This is a genomic window from Massilia aerilata (genome assembly GCF_042656905.1).
GTDB lineage: Bacteria > Pseudomonadota > Gammaproteobacteria > Burkholderiales > Burkholderiaceae_D > Telluria > Telluria aerilata.
Map to the genome: position 1 here is coordinate 658997 of NZ_JBHSMZ010000004.1, position 14827 is coordinate 673823.

Below are 14827 nucleotides of genomic sequence, written 5' to 3' on the forward strand. Positions count from 1 at the left end.
TCAGGCTTTGCCCGGCACCGGCTTGACCTTGCCCGCGGCCTCCAGCGCACGCTGGCGCGCGGTGTCGACATCCGGCGCCGTCGCCAGCGCCACGCCCATGCGGCGGCGTGCGAAGGATTCCGGCTTGCCGAACAGGCGGATGTCCGATCCCGGCACGCGCAGCGCATCGAGCACGCCTTCGAAGGCGATGCCGCCTTGCTCCAGCTGGCCGTAGATGACGGCGGAAGCGCCCGGCGAGCGCAGCTCCGGGTTCACCGGCAGGCCGAGGATGGCTTTCGCGTGCAGCTCGAATTCGCTCTGGACCTGGGTCGCCATGGTCACCATGCCGGTGTCGTGCGGACGCGGGCTGACTTCCGAGAACCAGACCATGTCGCCCTTCACGAACAGCTCGACGCCGAACACGCCGCGGCCGCCCAGGCTGGCGGTGACCTTGCTGGCGATCTCGCGTGCACTCTCCAGCGCGCGCGGGCTCATGGCCTGCGGCTGCCAGGACTCGACGTAGTCGCCGTGCACCTGCTTGTGGCCGATCGGCTCGCAGAACCCGGTCGCGATCTCGCCGTCGCCATTCGTTGCGCGCACGGTCAGCAGCGTGATCTCGTAATCGAAGTCGATGAAGCCCTCGACGATCACGCGGCCGGCATTCGCGCGCGCGCCGCTGGCCGCGTAATCCCAGGCGTTTTCGACGTCATCCGGGCTGTCCAGCTTCGACTGGCCCTTGCCCGAAGACGACATCACCGGCTTCACAACGTTAGGAAAGCCGATCTCGGCGCAGGCCTGCTTCAGTTCTTCGAGGCTGCTGGCGAAGCGGTAGGGCGACGTCGCCAGGCCCAGCTCTTCGGCGGCCAGGCGGCGGATGCCCTCGCGGTTCATCGTCAGCTGGGCCGCGCGCGCGGTCGGGATGCAGGTGATCTTGCCGGCCGCTTCCAGCTCGGCCAGCTTGTCGGTGGCGATCGCCTCGATCTCGGGCACGACCAGGTCCGGCTGCTCGCGCTCGATCAGCGCGGCCAGGGCCTCGCCATCGGTCATGTCGATCACGTGGGCGCGGTGCGCGACCTGGTGGCCGGGCGCGTTGGCGTAGCGGTCGACGGCGATCACTTCGATGCCGAGGCGCTGCAGCGAGATGATCACTTCCTTGCCGAGTTCACCGGAGCCGAGCAGCATGACTTTGGTGGCGGAAGGGGAAAGGGGCGTGCCGAGGATGGGTGCAGTGGTCATGGGGGAAGCTTGATTAGCGTGCTGGGAGACTTGCGACTATAGCAAACCCAAAAAAAACTTGCCGGATCGCTCCCAGCGGTTATAATGCGAGCCTCAATTCCCTGATAGCTCAGTCGGTAGAGCGACGGACTGTTAATCCGCAGGTCCCTGGTTCGAGTCCAGGTCGGGGAGCCAGAATCAAGAAAGGCCGCTTCATCGAAGCGGCCTTTTGCTATTCCAGACCATGCCTATGCTCTCCTCGAATGACGCCGCACTGATCGCCGACCATGCGTTTGACGCTGATCTGGAAGGCTGGCTGCATCCGGCGCAGCAAGCCCTGATCATTGACCGCGGCTGGCTGCGCATGCTGGCCCCGCGCGCCGTCGGCGGCTTCGAACTGCCGCTGCCGGAAGTCGTGCGGCTCGAAGAGTCCATCGCCCGCGTCGACGGCAGCATGGGCTGGACCGTGACCCTGTGCGCCGGCGCCGGCTGGTTCGGCGGCTTCCTGGCGCCGCGGCTCGCGCGCGAGATCCTGGCGACGCCGAAGGTCTGCCTGGCCGGCAGCGGCGCACCGACCGGCTACGCCGACCGCGAAGGAGAGGGCTGGCGCATCGATGGCCTGTGGGACTACGCCAGCGGCGCACCGATGGCCACGCACTTCACCTTCAACGCGATGCTGCGCGAGAATGGCCAGCCCCTGCTGGATGCTGCGGGCGAGCCGCGCATCCAGGCCTTCGTGGTGCCGGCCGCGCTGGTGGAGATCGTGCCGCGCTGGCGCAGCATCGGCCTGCGCGCGACGGCCTCGCATGCCTACCGCGTGTCCGGGAAATGGGTGCACGCGGACCATGGTTTCGAGATCGATCCGGCGCGGGCTTGCTCGGACGGTCCGCTGTACCGCTTTCCTTTCCTGGCGTTTGCCTTCGTGACGCTGGCGGCCAACGTGGCGGGGATGGCGCATCACTTCGTCGCGCTGGCGGAGGAATGCATCGGACATCGGCGGAATCGCTTCGGCGGGCAGGGTGAGCCGCTGATCGAGGTGCCGGCCGTGCGTGCGGCGCTCGACGGCGCACGTTCGGCGCTGGCCGGCGTGCGCGAGCGCTTTTATGCGCGACTGGATGCGACCTGGGCGCAGGTGGCCGAAGGCGCAGCGGTCAGCGAGGAAGACGCCGCGCAGATGCAGGCGCTGGCCATGGAATGGGTGAACGCATCACGCCGCGCCGTCGATGCGTTGTACCCCTACTGCGGCCTGTACGCGGCGCGCGAGGACAGTCCGGTCAACCGCGTCTGGCGCGACTTCCACACGGCCTCGCAGCACGCCTTGCTGCTGCCATTCGCGTGCTCTGGTCAAACTGCAACTGAGCCGTTATAATTCGAGTCTCAATTCCCTGATAGCTCAGTCGGTAGAGCGACGGACTGTTAATCCGCAGGTCCCTGGTTCGAGTCCAGGTCGGGGAGCCAGAATACGAGGAGGAGCTCATAGCGATATGAGCTCCTTTTTCATTTTCGGCGCAGCGCGTGTGTCAGATCCTTAACGCTGACCTTCAATTACCGCAGGCGGACCGGCCCGATACGGTTTCGGCGCCGGCACCTCGCCTTGCAACTGCTCCGCGTGAATCAGGGCGGGCGCGACGAAGATGTGTTTGCGCTGCTGATTGCCGGTGCCAAACGGCTGCATCCTGAAATGCCCGCGCCGCCAGTGTGGCGCCATGCCGCTTCCCGCGCCATCAACCGTGGGGCTCGGCGGCAAGGTGTCTGGGCCGACAACGATACTGTTGTACAGGGTCGCGGCTCTCTGCAGCAGCTTGGCGCGTTTGCGTTCACCCAGGCCGGCGGCGCGGCGCAGCGCTGCGTCGTATGCAGGATATTCCATCACGCGCGCCTGCTTCAGCGTCATGTACAGGAACACCTTCACCACATAGCTGACGGCCGCGTTCACCTCTCGACGGTAGGCAGCGAAGGATGGTCCAGCACCCTCGGCCAGCCCCTTGTCCAACCATTCGCCGAGCGTCACGTTTCCCCTGTCGGTCTCGCCTGCCAGTTCGATGTGAGCCTTATGGATGTCCTGGCGTTTGACAATGAAGAAAAGTTCCAGCATCCAGAGTGGTTGCCCCTCGGTGCTACATGCGGCGTCCGGGCTGAAGAAGCAAAAGACGCCGTCGAAGACACAGTCGGGGACGTCCACGCCCGGCACCTTCAGGTAGCGCATCGCCGCTTCTCCGAAGCGCAGGTACTGGGTCTGATACGGCGGCGCCACGAAGCTCATCGGCAGGCCAAGGTCCACGTCCGAATTCGTCAGCAGCGTTTCCAGCGCCGGCGTGGCCTCGATCACCGTTCCCTTGTTCAAATGGTATTTCAGGTTCGTGCTGACGACGGCCTCAAGTATCCGCCGGGTCTGCGCCGCCCTCTGGCTTTCTTCTTGCCGGACCATAAACGAGGGGTAGATGAGTTCCACCTGCCGGGAAACCGCTTGCCTGATATCCCGGCAGAGCGTGCCCGGATCTTGCCAGTGACGCCAGAGCTCGCTGCCATCGAGCGCGCGTGTCCAGGCGGCGATTGCGCCCTGGTGACGAAACTGGACTGGAAACGGCCTGCCGAACAGCGCCGTCACATCGCTGCAGTCCACGGCCGCGGTGACGTCGTTAACGTTCTTTTCCGACGACAGCGGCTGCCAGCCCGGCATCCGTGCCGCCGTGCTGTCGGCAGTCGTTTCCCCACGCCTTTTCAGGTTGTTCGCCATTGGCTGTTCTACCCATTCAATTGTTCTCATGAACCTGCTTCCATGACGACTCTAGAGATAGCGCAGAGAAACATATTGATTCTGTTCAAATTCGGCATGGCAGCCTCCGGGTAACGTGTCCGCTGGACATTTTTTCCACATGTGCTAAGGCCAAGGGCCGACGGAGGCATTAATGGGTGAAAGCCAGGCAATCGCGGCGGGTGCCGCGCGGTCCGCATTCAGCGGCGAATCGCAGCACAAGCGCCTGATGCGGCTCGACTTTCCACGCAAGGATGGCCCGGACGCCATCCTCTTGCCGAACAAGCTGAAAGTAACCGAGGCAGTGTCTCGATGCTTCAAAATCCTGCTGGAAGTGCTGTCGGATGACACGCAGATTCCCCTGAAGGCGATGATGGCCAGGATGGTCACGATCTCGCTCGTGCGCGAAGACGGCTCGCTGCGCTACTTCAACGGCTACGTCACCGAATTCCGTTTCCTGCGCGCTGATGGCGGCTTCGCGTTCTACCACATGGTGCTTGAGCCCTGGCTAGCCTTCACCAAGCTGCGCAAGGACAACCGTTCGTTCCTTGGCAAGAGTGTCATCGACATCACCGAGCTCACCTTTGCCCATTACCGCCAGAACGACTGGCATCCAGTCATCGTCGAAGAGTATCCCCGGCTGACCTGCGCCAACCAGTACGACGAGACCGACTACAACCACTTGCACCGGCGCTGGGAAGAGCTCGGGCTGCACTATTACTACGAGCACCGGGCCGACGGGCACACGCTCTTTCTCAGGGACAGGAGCACGCTCGCCCAGCCCATCGACTCGACCGGCATTGACGATTCCGGAGAGATCCCGTTCCGCGACAAGGCCGGCTCGCTCGAAGACGACGGCATCCGCGAATGGATTCCGATGCGCCGCCTCGGCTCCGGCCAGACGACCCTGGTCAGCTTCGACTACAAGAACCCGGTCGCGCAGCGCTCGACCGCCGAGTCGCTCAACAAGCAGGGCGACGTCTACCCTTACGAAATCTACGAAGACACGGGCGCCTACGGTTTCCGCACGCACGACAACGGCGAACGCCTCGCGCAGCAGCGCATGGGCGAGCTTGATGCGAACACGCAGACTTTCGAAGCGCGCGGCAACGACCGCACCGCCCAGCCGGGCCGGTGCTTCAAGCTTGCCGACCACTTCAGCGCCGAGCTGCGCGTACCCAAGCGCGGCGAGCCGGCCAAGCCCAGCATCCGCAACCGCGACTACTTGATCCTCTCCGTCGACCACGAAGCCAGCAATAACTACCAGGCCGGGCCGGGCGCGCCATCGCACTACGAGAACAGCTTCCGCTGCGTGCGCCGGGACATCCAGTGGCGCCCGGGACGGCACTACAACAGCCAGCCCTGCACCTGTCACGGCATCCAGACCGCCATCGTGGTCGGGCCGGCCGGCGCCGAGATCCATACCGACGGCTATGGGCGGGTCAAGATCCAGTTCCACTGGGACCGGCTGGGCAAGCGCGACGAGAACAGCTCGGCCTGGGTGCGCGTGATGTCGCCCGGTGCCGGCGTCGAGTTCGGGAATATCCGCCTGCCACGGGTGGGCGAGGAAGTGGGGGTAGTCTTCGTCAACGGGAACATCGACCATCCGCTGATTCTTGGTGTGCTGTACAACTACACGCACATGCCCCCGTGGCAGTTGCCGGAGCAGCAGGCCCTGAGCGGTCTGCGCAGCCGGGAGCTGCAGGCGGGCGAAGCGAGCGGGCGCGGCAATCATCTGGTACTGGACGATACGCCGGGGAAGATCCAGGCGCAGCTGAAGAGCGATCATCAGTGCAGCCAGTTGTCGCTTGGGCGCATCACTCGCATTGAGGACACTAGTGGGCGTAGGGATGAGCGCGGCGAAGGATGGGAGCTGCGCACTGATGGCCATGGAGTTGCACGCGCCGCCCAAGGTATGTTGATCACGACCGAGGCGAGACAAGCAGCACGCGGCCCGGTCAAGGATCTGGACGAGACGGCGCGTCGCCTGGCGCTCGCCACGGAACAGCATCAACTGCTGGCGGAGATCGCGCAAAAGAATGGTGCGCAGGAGGCAGGCGACAACCAGGATGACGTCGCTTCCGTCTTGCAGGCACAGAACGACGCGATCGGGGGCGTAGCGTCGAAAGCCGGCAGCTTCCCCGAGCTCGGGAAACCGCATCTGGTCATGGCAAGTCCCGCCGGCATCGCGACAACGACCGCAGGCGACACGCACATTGCCAGCGACCGCCACACGGCCGTCACAACTGGAAAAAGCCTTTCCCTAGCCGCCGGCATGAATTTCTTTGCCAGCGTCCGCCAGGCCTTCCGGCTGTTCGTCCAGAAGGCTGGCATGAAGATGGTGGCCGCAGCCGGCGACATCGACGTACAAGCACTGTCCGACAGCATCAAGCTGCTGGCGAAGCTGGAAATCACGCACACCGCCAACCGGATCACGATCAGCGCCAAAGAGGAAGTCGTGATCAATGGCGGCGGCAGCTATGCCAAATTTACTGCCGGTGGCATCGAGCACGGCACCAATGGCACCTTCGTCTCGCACGCCGCGCACCACAGCCTGGTCGACGCGAAGAACATGGAGATGGCCATCGCCATGCCGCCTGTGACCGAGGTAATGCGCAAGGGCCGCGCTGCGCTGTACATCGGCAGCCACGCCGAGGCCGCTGGACGGATCAGCGCCGGCTTGCCCTTCAAACTGTTCAAGGATGGTGCGTTGGTCGAGCAAGGCCAAGTCGACGACAAGGGAAACATCCGGTTCGCGCACGAGCTCGACGCTGCGGCGGGCTACAAAGTCGAATTCCCGACCGGCCAGTCTTTCGACATCGCGCCGAGCAACTACGCCGAACAGCACGAGATCAACGCGGGCGTGGGCTACCACGGCTACGAGAATCCGGGAGGATTCCTGTCCGAGGACGCGGTATCCCTGGACCAGGACCGGATCGATGCCAACCCACGGTCCAGTGACCGGACCTGACTGCAAAGGACGCACATGAGTATGGACGAGAATGCAGGGCTCTACCACCAGAAGCTCTGCTACAACAAGGAAGTCGGCCCCTACCAATGCCTGTCCGAGCCCTGGTGGGTCAGGACGAGCAAGCATGGCACCTACCCGCCGCGTCACGCCTGCGAGATCAAGCCCCTCGTTTGTGGCGAGGCGGTATTCGGCAGCATCCAGGACGATCTCGTCAAGGCTCAGCACAGCGTGGACATCATCACCTGGGGCTTCGATCCAGGCATGGCGCTGGTCCGTAACAGCAGGCCCGACGACGGCATTCGTTACGGCGACCTGCTCAAGCAAATCGCAACCCGGAAGGATAACCCGGTCACTGTCCGCCTGCTGCTTTGGCATGACAATGCGGCGTCCTATGCCCTGCAAAAAAACAATCCGGGATTGTATGGCTGCCGTATTCCGACGATTGGCGGGTACGCCGGCTATTTCGGCGAAACGCACGACCAATACAACCGCGAATGGTTCGATGAAGTCCTGGCGGGGAAGGTGCCGAATATCGTGCTGCATACGCGTGAAGTCGCGCTCGGGCTTGTGTTGCCGGCGCTCGCGGGTGAGAACTACAAGACTGGCGCCAAAGGAAAAGTCGGGGCCATCTACCCCACCCATCATCAAAAGATGATCCTGATCGATTACGAAACGCCGGACCGCGCTGTCGGCTACGTGATGGGGCACAATTCGACGACAGACTTCTGGGACACAGTCGGGCATCGCTTCCAGTGCTCGCGCCGTGAAACGCTCTACAAGAAAAATCCGGCCAATGCGGTCAGCCAGGCAGATACCGCTTGGGACGAAGCGGCGGACTTGTACGACCGACAAGTACAAGCGTTCTCGGGCCTGCCCGAGCGGCCGTCGCAACGAAGGGCTCAGCGCATCGCTGAATTCGTGAAGAAATACGCCTTTACTGCGAAACCCTATCAAGACGTCTCGCTGCGCGTGCGCGGCCCGGTTCTGTACGACATGAACCACAATTTCTGTTATGGATGGGCCGAGTCCGAGCAGGCTACCTCGACCTTGTTCAACGCGCTCTGGATGACGCCGCCGGGCCTGGTGGTGAAGGCGGCACTCGCCGTGGCCAAAGCGATCGACAAGACGCCGGAGAAAGCGCCCGCTCTTGTGCAAAGCAGGCAGCACCTCAAAGCTGCCGACTTCATCCTGCGCGACGGCCAGCACAGCGCGCAACTGATGCGCACCTACCCGGCGTACAAGGAAAAATCGATCAAGGAATGCTATGCCAACCTGACGCGCCTCGCCCAGAAATACATCTTCATCCAGAACCAGTACATCCAGTACGAGGACTGGGCCGAGCACCTGATGAAGTGCGCGGAGAAGCTGCGCGACGCGGGCTTCACGAAACCCATCTACGTGTTCATCCTGACCTCGACGCCCGAGACCGATGGCATGGACCTCGCGACTTATGACGTTGCCATCCAGCTCGGCAACAGCGAAACCATGAAGGTCGAGCATGAGGAAGCGGCAGCAAAGGCCAGGCGCGGCAAGGCGAAGATGCCGATCACGGCGTCGGAGCTGGAAAGGCGCGGCATCAGGGCGCTCATGGCGTCGATGTGGACTGGCTCCCCGCAGCCGAAGTCTGCGAACGACTACGAAGAGACGTATATCCACGCCAAGGTGGCGATCGTCGACGATGCGGCGTTCACGGTCGGGTCCGCCAACCTGAACGTGCGCAGCATGGCTTTGGACAGCGAGCTGAACCTGCTCAGCCAGGCCAAGGATGTGGCATTTGAATTGCGCAGGAAGCTATTCAAGCAATGCACCAATGATGAGGGGCCGGCGCAGTTTGCCGACATGAAAGAGACATTTAATCAATGGTTGACGCTGATGCAAGACAACACGAAAGCAATGGCGAATCGCGAACCCCTGATAGGCCAGATCGCCACGTTCCACGTTGATAGGCAACCCGGCTCGCCGGTGATCTGACATGCGGCGCCCAATACCCCGCTGGATCTTGATAGCTGGTGCGGTGGTCGCGATCGCGACCGGCACCTACTTCTTACAACAACATCTGGAGTATGTGAAGATGCACACAATGCCCCCTGGCTTGCAGGCCTTCGACGTCAACGGGCCGGTTCCGACTTGCGGACGCTGGAAGGACACGATGCCGAAAACCCGCGACCCGGCGGCCTACCGGCTCTACATCAATGCCCGCAAGCTGTGGCGCAGCAAGATCGAATGGCAGTTCACGCGCGAAGAACTCATCAGTATTTTTCACGACGTCCAGACCGCAGCGAACCAGGGAGACTGGGGTGCGCGCGCATTAATGGCCTACTTCTACCGGCACGGCCTCGGTCCGCTCGACAAGAACCACGTGCTCGATCCCGACGCGGATAAATTGGTCGCGATCCTGCGAGAAGCTGTCGCCGTTGGCCAGGCCTGGGGCTACTACGATCTCGGCGTCGCCCACGAGCACGGCTATGGCGGCGCTGCGCAGGATGAACAGATTGCATGGGCGTATTACCGGAAGGCGGCGGAGCTCGGCAGTCCGGACGCGCAGATGGCCTTGGCGAGCGCCTATCTGAAGGTTGAGCGCCGCGATGCCGAGCAAGAAATGGTGATGTGCGCGTATAGACAGGGGCACGGTCCAGCGGCCTACGATCTTGGAATGACTGCCAAACTTCGCAAGAACTTCGCTGCAGCACTAGAGTACTACCAAGCAGGGGTGAAATTTGGCCACAAGCTCTCCGCAGTAGTGATGATGTTTTTCTTCGACCGTAAAGCCTGGGGTTCGCTCGACAAGCAAGACCAGAATGCGCTTAAACAACTAAATATCCTGCCTGACCCTGAGCGCAAGAGCCGGTACGACCAAATCTCGGACGCACTGGACCTCAATCCCGATCTGAAACTGACTCGCCTCGACCAAGTGCTGCCGCTGCCTCCAGCGGAGCTGCCGGCATGGCAGGGAGTGCAGGACGTAATCGAGCCCGAACCAGACGGCCCGCCGACCTACTGACGTCATCGACTCCAACGGAGAGCCAAATGTCATTGAAAATCATTACAGTCGGAGACAAAACTGATCACGGTGGAACCGTCATCAGCGGCTCGCCCAGTCACGACATTAGAGGGAAAGCCATCGCTCGAATCGGGGATCAGGTCGACTGCCCGCAGTCCTATCCTGGCGGCAAACCTCATGGAGTAAATAAGATCACTACGGGCCACAGTTCACTTACTGTCAACGGCGTGCCTGTGGCGGTCGAGGGATGCACAACGGAATGTGGCTGCAAGCTGATCGGCAGCTTGCCGGCGACGGTCGGTTGAAAGCCATGCAGAGGTAATGCCATGTCCGTTAAAGAATACGTCACCGGGCTCGAAACGAATGCCTTGATCTTGGGAAGTGCGGCCCTCAGCATGAAAGATTTGGTCACTCAGATCATTCGACATATTAACGCTGGAGGACAGCTGGATGAAGCCGGGTTTGCCGCACTCAAGACGAGGTACGTGCGCAATCTGAAGAATATTGCGGCCGAAGGAGTGCCTTTGGAACAAGAGGCAACAGCCTTGAACGAAGGACTTGTTATGTTCGGGCAAATGATGGACCATGCCGTTTCGCTCGGTAAGAGTGAAGGTGAAGATCGAACAGGCAAGTAGTTGCCCCGCCGGCAGTCGATATGTAACGCCATCATTACAGGCCAGGAGTAGTCACGCCAGCGTTCACCAGAATCAGCATGTGACGTACTTGTGACGTGACTCCTGATAAGTTAAAATTCCTCCACTTGGCTATGACTGGTTATCGCCTTTGGTAAGCGTTGCAAGTCATTGATTAATAAATAATTTCCATCCCGGCGACTGTTAATCCGCAGGTCCCTGGTTCGAGTCCAGGTCGGGGAGCCAGAATACAGAAAAGGCCACTTCATCGAAGTGGCCTTTTTGTTTTTCATCCATACCGCATGACCCGAATCCGGCTAACCCATGAGTGCGCCACTCCAGGCGCGAATGCATATACTCAGCAGTAAGAAAAATCATTCGGGAGCACATCATGAACAGACGCCGCGACTACAAGACTGCCTTGCTGATCCACGCCGTGTGCTACTCCCCGTCCGCTGAAGTCCGCTCGCACGCGGCAGAGGAGCTTGCCGAGCGGCCCCTTCCGCGCGATTTCGCAATACGCATCTTCCAGGAGCCGGCCAGGCGCCGCCAAAACCGGTCCGGGCAGCCGGCAGCATCTGCGCCCTAAGTAATCGGGGCTCGCCCGGCAGACCTCGGCAAAGCCTCCTATAATCGGTCTTTTGTCGCAGGCCGAGCATGCAATCCCCAGTCAATACAAGTACTTACGAGAAGCCTGCGACCTTGCTGGATGGACTCTCAGGCAGCCAGCTGATCTGGGCCGTGCTCGCCCTTTCGCTTGGCGTCGGCATGTCCGCCCTCGACACCGCCATCGCCAACACCGCGCTGCCGGCCATGGCCCGGCAACTGCACGCCAGCCCGGCGGATTCGGTCTGGATCGTCAACGCCTACCAGCTCGCGATGGTCGCGACCCTGCTGCCGATCGCGGCGCTGGGCGAGACCATCGGCTACAAGCGCGTGTACATCACCGGGATGGCCATCTTCACCGCGGCTTCGCTGGCCTGTGCGCTGGCGTGGTCGCTGCCGGTGCTGATCGTCGGGCGCCTGTTCCAGGGCCTGGGCGCGAGCGCGCTGATGGGCGTGAACTCGGCCCTGATCCGCAGCGTGTATCCGACCCGGATGCACGGGCGCGGCTTCGGCAACAACGCGCTGGTGGTGGCGATCGGCTTTGCGCTCGGACCGAGCCTGGCCTCGATCATCCTGAGCGTCTCGTCGTGGGAGTGGCTGTTCGGGATCAACGTCATCCCCGGCATCCTCGGCTTCTTCGTGGCCCGCAAGGCGCTGCCGGAGACGGGACGCGCCAGCCACAAGGTCGACGGCGTGGCCGGGCTGTACAACGTGGCCGCCTTCGGCATGGCGATCCTGGCGCTGGGCGACGCCGCGCACCGCGTCGGCATGCGCACGCTGCTGCCGGAAGCCGTGATTGCGCTGTTCTTCTTTTTCCTGCTCATCCGCCGCCAGAAGGGCCACCCGGCGCCGCTGCTGCCGGTGGACCTGTTCCGGCTGCCGCTGTTCACCCTGTCGACGCTGACCGCGATCTGCACCTTCGCGGCGCAGGCGCTGGCCTTCGTCGCGCTGCCGTTCTACTTCGAGAGCCAACTGGGCCGCTCGGCGGTGGAGACCGGCTTCCTGCTGACGCCCTGGCCGGTCATGGTCGGCGTCATGGCGCCGGTGGCGGGGCGCCTCAGCGACCGTTATTCGCCCGGCCTGCTGGGCGGCGTGGGGCTGATGATCCTGGCGGCCGGGCTGGCCCTGCTGCTGGGCATGCCGGGCAATCCCTCGGCCTTCGATATCGGCTGGCGCATGGCGGTGTGCGGCCTCGGCTTCGGCTTCTTCCAGGCGCCCAACGTCAAGGCGATCATGGGCAGCGCGCCGGCCTCGCGCAGCGGCAGCGCCAGCGGCATGGTGGCGACCGCGCGCCTGATCGGGCAGTCGACCGGGGCGGCGCTGGTGGCCTTCTGCCTGACCATGTTCCACCTGCGCGGCACCTGGTACGCGATCGCGATTGCGGCGGCGTTTGCGGCGGTGGCCAGCATTGCGAGTTTTTCGCGGCTGGCGGTGGCTGCGCCTGAAATCCATCTTTAAACCGCGGCGCCCGCCTCGATATGCGGAGGATGGCGCGCCGCTCCCGCATCCCCGATCCTCCCGAGCCGTCCACGGCCTCCACCGAAGACGCGCCGTGCCCCTTGTGCGGCCGCCCGCTGGGCCTCGAAAACATCGACCGCCACCACCTGGTCCCCCAATCGCTCAAGGGCAGGGAACAGTTCGCGATCCACAAGGTCTGCCACCGGAAGATCCACGCGACCCTGTCGGAAAAAGAGCTGCTGCGCGCCTATCATACCTGGGAAGCCCTGCAGGGCCATGAAGACATCCGCGCCTTCATTGCCTGGGTCGCCGGCAAAGCGCCGGGATTTTACACTCGTACTTTCACGTCAAACAAAAAGAAGCGGCGCTGAAGAGAGGTATTTACAATCTTTTCGCCGACGATCACGCAAAATCGTCAAAAAATCAGCGCTTCCTTGTAAGAATTGATGCCTGGCGATTATTCTTGGGTGTAAAATTAAGTCTTCCAATTTTGCAATTCGGTTCGCCCCCTCCATCTCACCGCTTTGCAATGACCCAAGACTATTCCAGCCGCTGTTCCGTTCTCCTCATCGACGACGAGTCCTTTGCCGAAGACATCATCACGCATGGCCTGAAAGCCTGTGCCCCGCATACGCTGCGCTATGCCAGCGATCCGGCGATGGCGGTCGAACTGGCGAAGGACATCGGCGCCACGGTGGTGCTGGTGGACATGCGCATGCCGGAAATCGACGGCCTGGAAGTGACGCGCCGCCTGCGCGCCGACAAGGACACCGAGCACATCCCCGTGATCGTCCTGTCGTCCGAGGACGACCCCGACATCAAGGCCAAGGCCTTCGCCGTCGGCGCCAACGACTACCTGGTGAAGTGGCCGGATCCGCGCGAGCTGGTGGCGCGCGTGCGCTACCACAGCGACGCCTTCATCGCGCGGCGCCAGCGCGACGACGCCTTCGTCTCGCTGCGTCTCAGCCAGGAGCAGCTGGCGGCCAGCCAGTCGGCCCTGTTCCAGGCCCAGAAGATGGAAGCGATCGGCCAACTGACCGGCGGCGTGGCCCACGACTTCAACAACGTCCTGCAGATCATCGGCGGCAACCTGCAGCTCCTGAAGCTGGTCGGCGGCTTGAACGATGCCGGCCGCGCCCGCGTCGACGTCGCCCTGTCCGGGGTCGAGCGCGGCGCCAAGCTGTCCTCGCACCTGCTGGCCTTCGCCCGCCGTCAGCCGCTGCAGGCGGTGGTGATCAATCCCGGCCACCTGCTGCGCGAGATGGACGACATGATGCGCCGCGTGCTCGGCCCGCGCGCCCGCGTCGTCACCGAGATCGAACACCGCCTGGGCAGCACCCTGGTCGATCCGAACCAGCTGAACAACGTGCTGCTGAACCTGGCCATCAATGCGCGCGACGCCATGGCCGGCAGCGGCACGCTGAACATCCGCGCCGCCAACGTCGGGCCGGACGGCGCGCTGCTGCCGCCCTCGCTGCCGGCCGGCCGCTACGTGATGATCGAGGTCGCGGACACCGGCCACGGCATGCCGCCCGAGGTGCTCGAGCGCGCCTTTGAGCCCTTCTTCACCACCAAGCCGACCGGGCAGGGGACGGGCCTGGGCCTGTCGATGGCCTATGGCTTCGTGAAGCAGTCGGGCGGCGAGATCGTCCTGAAGAGCGAGGCGGGCAAGGGCACCAGCGTGCGCATCTATCTGCCGCGCAGCGAGGGCGAACCGGCCCAGGCCGAGGACGTGGCCGCGGCGCCGCTGCTGGGCGGGCCGGAGACCATCCTGGTGGTCGAGGACGAGGAAGACGTGCGCGGCGCCACCTGCGGCATCCTGTCGGCGCTCGGCTACCGCGTGCTGGAAGCGCCGGATGCGGCGGTGGCGAAGGGAATCGTCGAAAGCGGCGAGCAGATCGACCTGGTCTTCAGCGATGTCATCATGCCGGGACCGGTCAGCAGCCTGCAGCTGGGAGAAACGGTGCGCGCGCTACTGCCGCGGGCGCAGATCCTGTACACCTCGGGCTATGCGGAAGGCGTGCTGGCGCACGAGGGGAAGATGGAGGCGAACGTCAATTTGCTGCAGAAGCCCTACCATCCGGACGCGCTCAGCGCGCGGATCCGGCATCTCTTGCGACGCCGGCCGTAGGGTGGGCTCTCTGTATAGCACAGAGACATAGGTAACACATGTCTAGAGACATGGGTAACACTACCTGGTCGTCATTTTA

At 63.1% G+C, this 14827-nt stretch carries 11 protein-coding genes and 2 tRNA genes; 11 read left to right on the top strand and 2 right to left on the bottom strand.

Annotated elements, in window-relative coordinates:
- Entirely contained in the window at positions 1 to 1215 is a 1215-nt protein-coding gene (gene purT, locus ACFPO9_RS07855) for a formate-dependent phosphoribosylglycinamide formyltransferase (RefSeq protein ID WP_379769171.1), read from the bottom strand.
- 98 nt (positions 1216 to 1313) lie between these two features.
- On the opposite strand from purT, the gene ACFPO9_RS07860 reads away from it, so the two are divergent.
- The 3 genes from ACFPO9_RS07860 to ACFPO9_RS07870 all read left to right on the top strand — a co-directional run bounded on the left by ACFPO9_RS07860 (position 1314) and on the right by ACFPO9_RS07870 (position 2652).
- Positions 1314 to 1389, top strand: a tRNA-Asn gene (locus ACFPO9_RS07860).
- 55 nt (positions 1390 to 1444) lie between these two features.
- Positions 1445 to 2563 carry an acyl-CoA dehydrogenase family protein gene (locus ACFPO9_RS07865; protein ID WP_379769173.1) on the top strand — a complete coding sequence of 373 codons (1119 nt, stop codon included), beginning with the start codon at positions 1445 to 1447 and terminating at the stop codon, positions 2561 to 2563.
- A gap of 13 nt (positions 2564 to 2576) precedes the next feature.
- Positions 2577 to 2652: transfer RNA gene (locus ACFPO9_RS07870), tRNA-Asn, on the top strand.
- 70 nt (positions 2653 to 2722) lie between these two features.
- On the opposite strand, the gene ACFPO9_RS07875 is transcribed toward ACFPO9_RS07870, so the two are convergent.
- Entirely contained in the window at positions 2723 to 3931 is a 1209-nt protein-coding gene (locus tag ACFPO9_RS07875) for an AcrVA2 family anti-CRISPR protein (RefSeq protein WP_379769176.1), read from the bottom strand.
- 172 nt (positions 3932 to 4103) lie between these two features.
- Here ACFPO9_RS07875 and ACFPO9_RS07880 point away from each other — a divergent pair, with 172 nt between their 5' ends.
- The 8 genes from ACFPO9_RS07880 to ACFPO9_RS07915 all read left to right on the top strand — a co-directional run bounded on the left by ACFPO9_RS07880 (position 4104) and on the right by ACFPO9_RS07915 (position 14748).
- The gene (locus ACFPO9_RS07880; RefSeq protein ID WP_379769178.1) at positions 4104 to 6920 is read left to right on the top strand and encodes a type VI secretion system Vgr family protein; all 2817 of its coding nucleotides are present in this window, start codon (positions 4104 to 4106) and stop codon (positions 6918 to 6920) included.
- A gap of 15 nt (positions 6921 to 6935) precedes the next feature.
- Complete coding sequence (locus tag ACFPO9_RS07885; protein WP_379769180.1) at positions 6936 to 8891, top strand: phospholipase D-like domain-containing protein; 1956 nt, start codon at positions 6936 to 6938, stop codon at positions 8889 to 8891.
- Position 8892: 1 nt separating this feature from the next.
- Positions 8893 to 9921: an SEL1-like repeat protein gene (locus ACFPO9_RS07890; RefSeq protein ID WP_379769182.1), complete on the top strand. Its 1029-nt coding sequence runs from the start codon at positions 8893 to 8895 to the stop codon at positions 9919 to 9921.
- A 26-nt stretch (positions 9922 to 9947) separates the two neighbouring features.
- Positions 9948 to 10226, top strand: coding sequence for a PAAR domain-containing protein (locus ACFPO9_RS07895; protein WP_379769184.1), 279 nt, complete (start codon positions 9948 to 9950; stop codon positions 10224 to 10226).
- 21 nt (positions 10227 to 10247) lie between these two features.
- Complete coding sequence (locus ACFPO9_RS07900; protein ID WP_379769186.1) at positions 10248 to 10556, top strand: hypothetical protein; 309 nt, start codon at positions 10248 to 10250, stop codon at positions 10554 to 10556.
- A 654-nt stretch (positions 10557 to 11210) separates the two neighbouring features.
- Positions 11211 to 12617 carry an MFS transporter gene (locus ACFPO9_RS07905; RefSeq protein WP_379769189.1) on the top strand — a complete coding sequence of 469 codons (1407 nt, stop codon included), beginning with the start codon at positions 11211 to 11213 and terminating at the stop codon, positions 12615 to 12617.
- 29 nt (positions 12618 to 12646) lie between these two features.
- Positions 12647 to 12988 (top strand): hypothetical protein, encoded by a 342-nt coding sequence (locus ACFPO9_RS07910; protein ID WP_379769192.1) that lies wholly within the window; start codon positions 12647 to 12649, stop codon positions 12986 to 12988.
- 158 nt (positions 12989 to 13146) lie between these two features.
- Positions 13147 to 14748 carry a response regulator gene (locus ACFPO9_RS07915; RefSeq protein WP_379769194.1) on the top strand — a complete coding sequence of 534 codons (1602 nt, stop codon included), beginning with the start codon at positions 13147 to 13149 and terminating at the stop codon, positions 14746 to 14748.
- Positions 14749 to 14827: the final 79 nt, after the last annotated feature.

Excerpts from the sequence above, each read along its gene's own strand:
- purT (WP_379769171.1), bottom strand. The coding sequence starts at position 1,215 with ATGACCACTGCACCCATCCTCGGCACGCCCCTTTCCCCTTCCGCCACC.
- ACFPO9_RS07865 (WP_379769173.1), top strand. The coding sequence starts at position 1,445 with ATGCTCTCCTCGAATGACGCCGCACTGATCGCCGACCATGCGTTTGAC.
- ACFPO9_RS07875 (WP_379769176.1), bottom strand. The coding sequence starts at position 3,931 with ATGGCGAACAACCTGAAAAGGCGTGGGGAAACGACTGCCGACAGCACG.
- ACFPO9_RS07880 (WP_379769178.1), top strand. The coding sequence starts at position 4,104 with ATGGGTGAAAGCCAGGCAATCGCGGCGGGTGCCGCGCGGTCCGCATTC.
- ACFPO9_RS07885 (WP_379769180.1), top strand. The coding sequence starts at position 6,936 with ATGAGTATGGACGAGAATGCAGGGCTCTACCACCAGAAGCTCTGCTAC.
- ACFPO9_RS07890 (WP_379769182.1), top strand. The coding sequence starts at position 8,893 with ATGCGGCGCCCAATACCCCGCTGGATCTTGATAGCTGGTGCGGTGGTC.
- ACFPO9_RS07895 (WP_379769184.1), top strand. The coding sequence starts at position 9,948 with ATGTCATTGAAAATCATTACAGTCGGAGACAAAACTGATCACGGTGGA.
- ACFPO9_RS07900 (WP_379769186.1), top strand. The coding sequence starts at position 10,248 with ATGTCCGTTAAAGAATACGTCACCGGGCTCGAAACGAATGCCTTGATC.
- ACFPO9_RS07905 (WP_379769189.1), top strand. The coding sequence starts at position 11,211 with ATGCAATCCCCAGTCAATACAAGTACTTACGAGAAGCCTGCGACCTTG.
- ACFPO9_RS07910 (WP_379769192.1), top strand. The coding sequence starts at position 12,647 with ATGGCGCGCCGCTCCCGCATCCCCGATCCTCCCGAGCCGTCCACGGCC.
- ACFPO9_RS07915 (WP_379769194.1), top strand. The coding sequence starts at position 13,147 with ATGACCCAAGACTATTCCAGCCGCTGTTCCGTTCTCCTCATCGACGAC.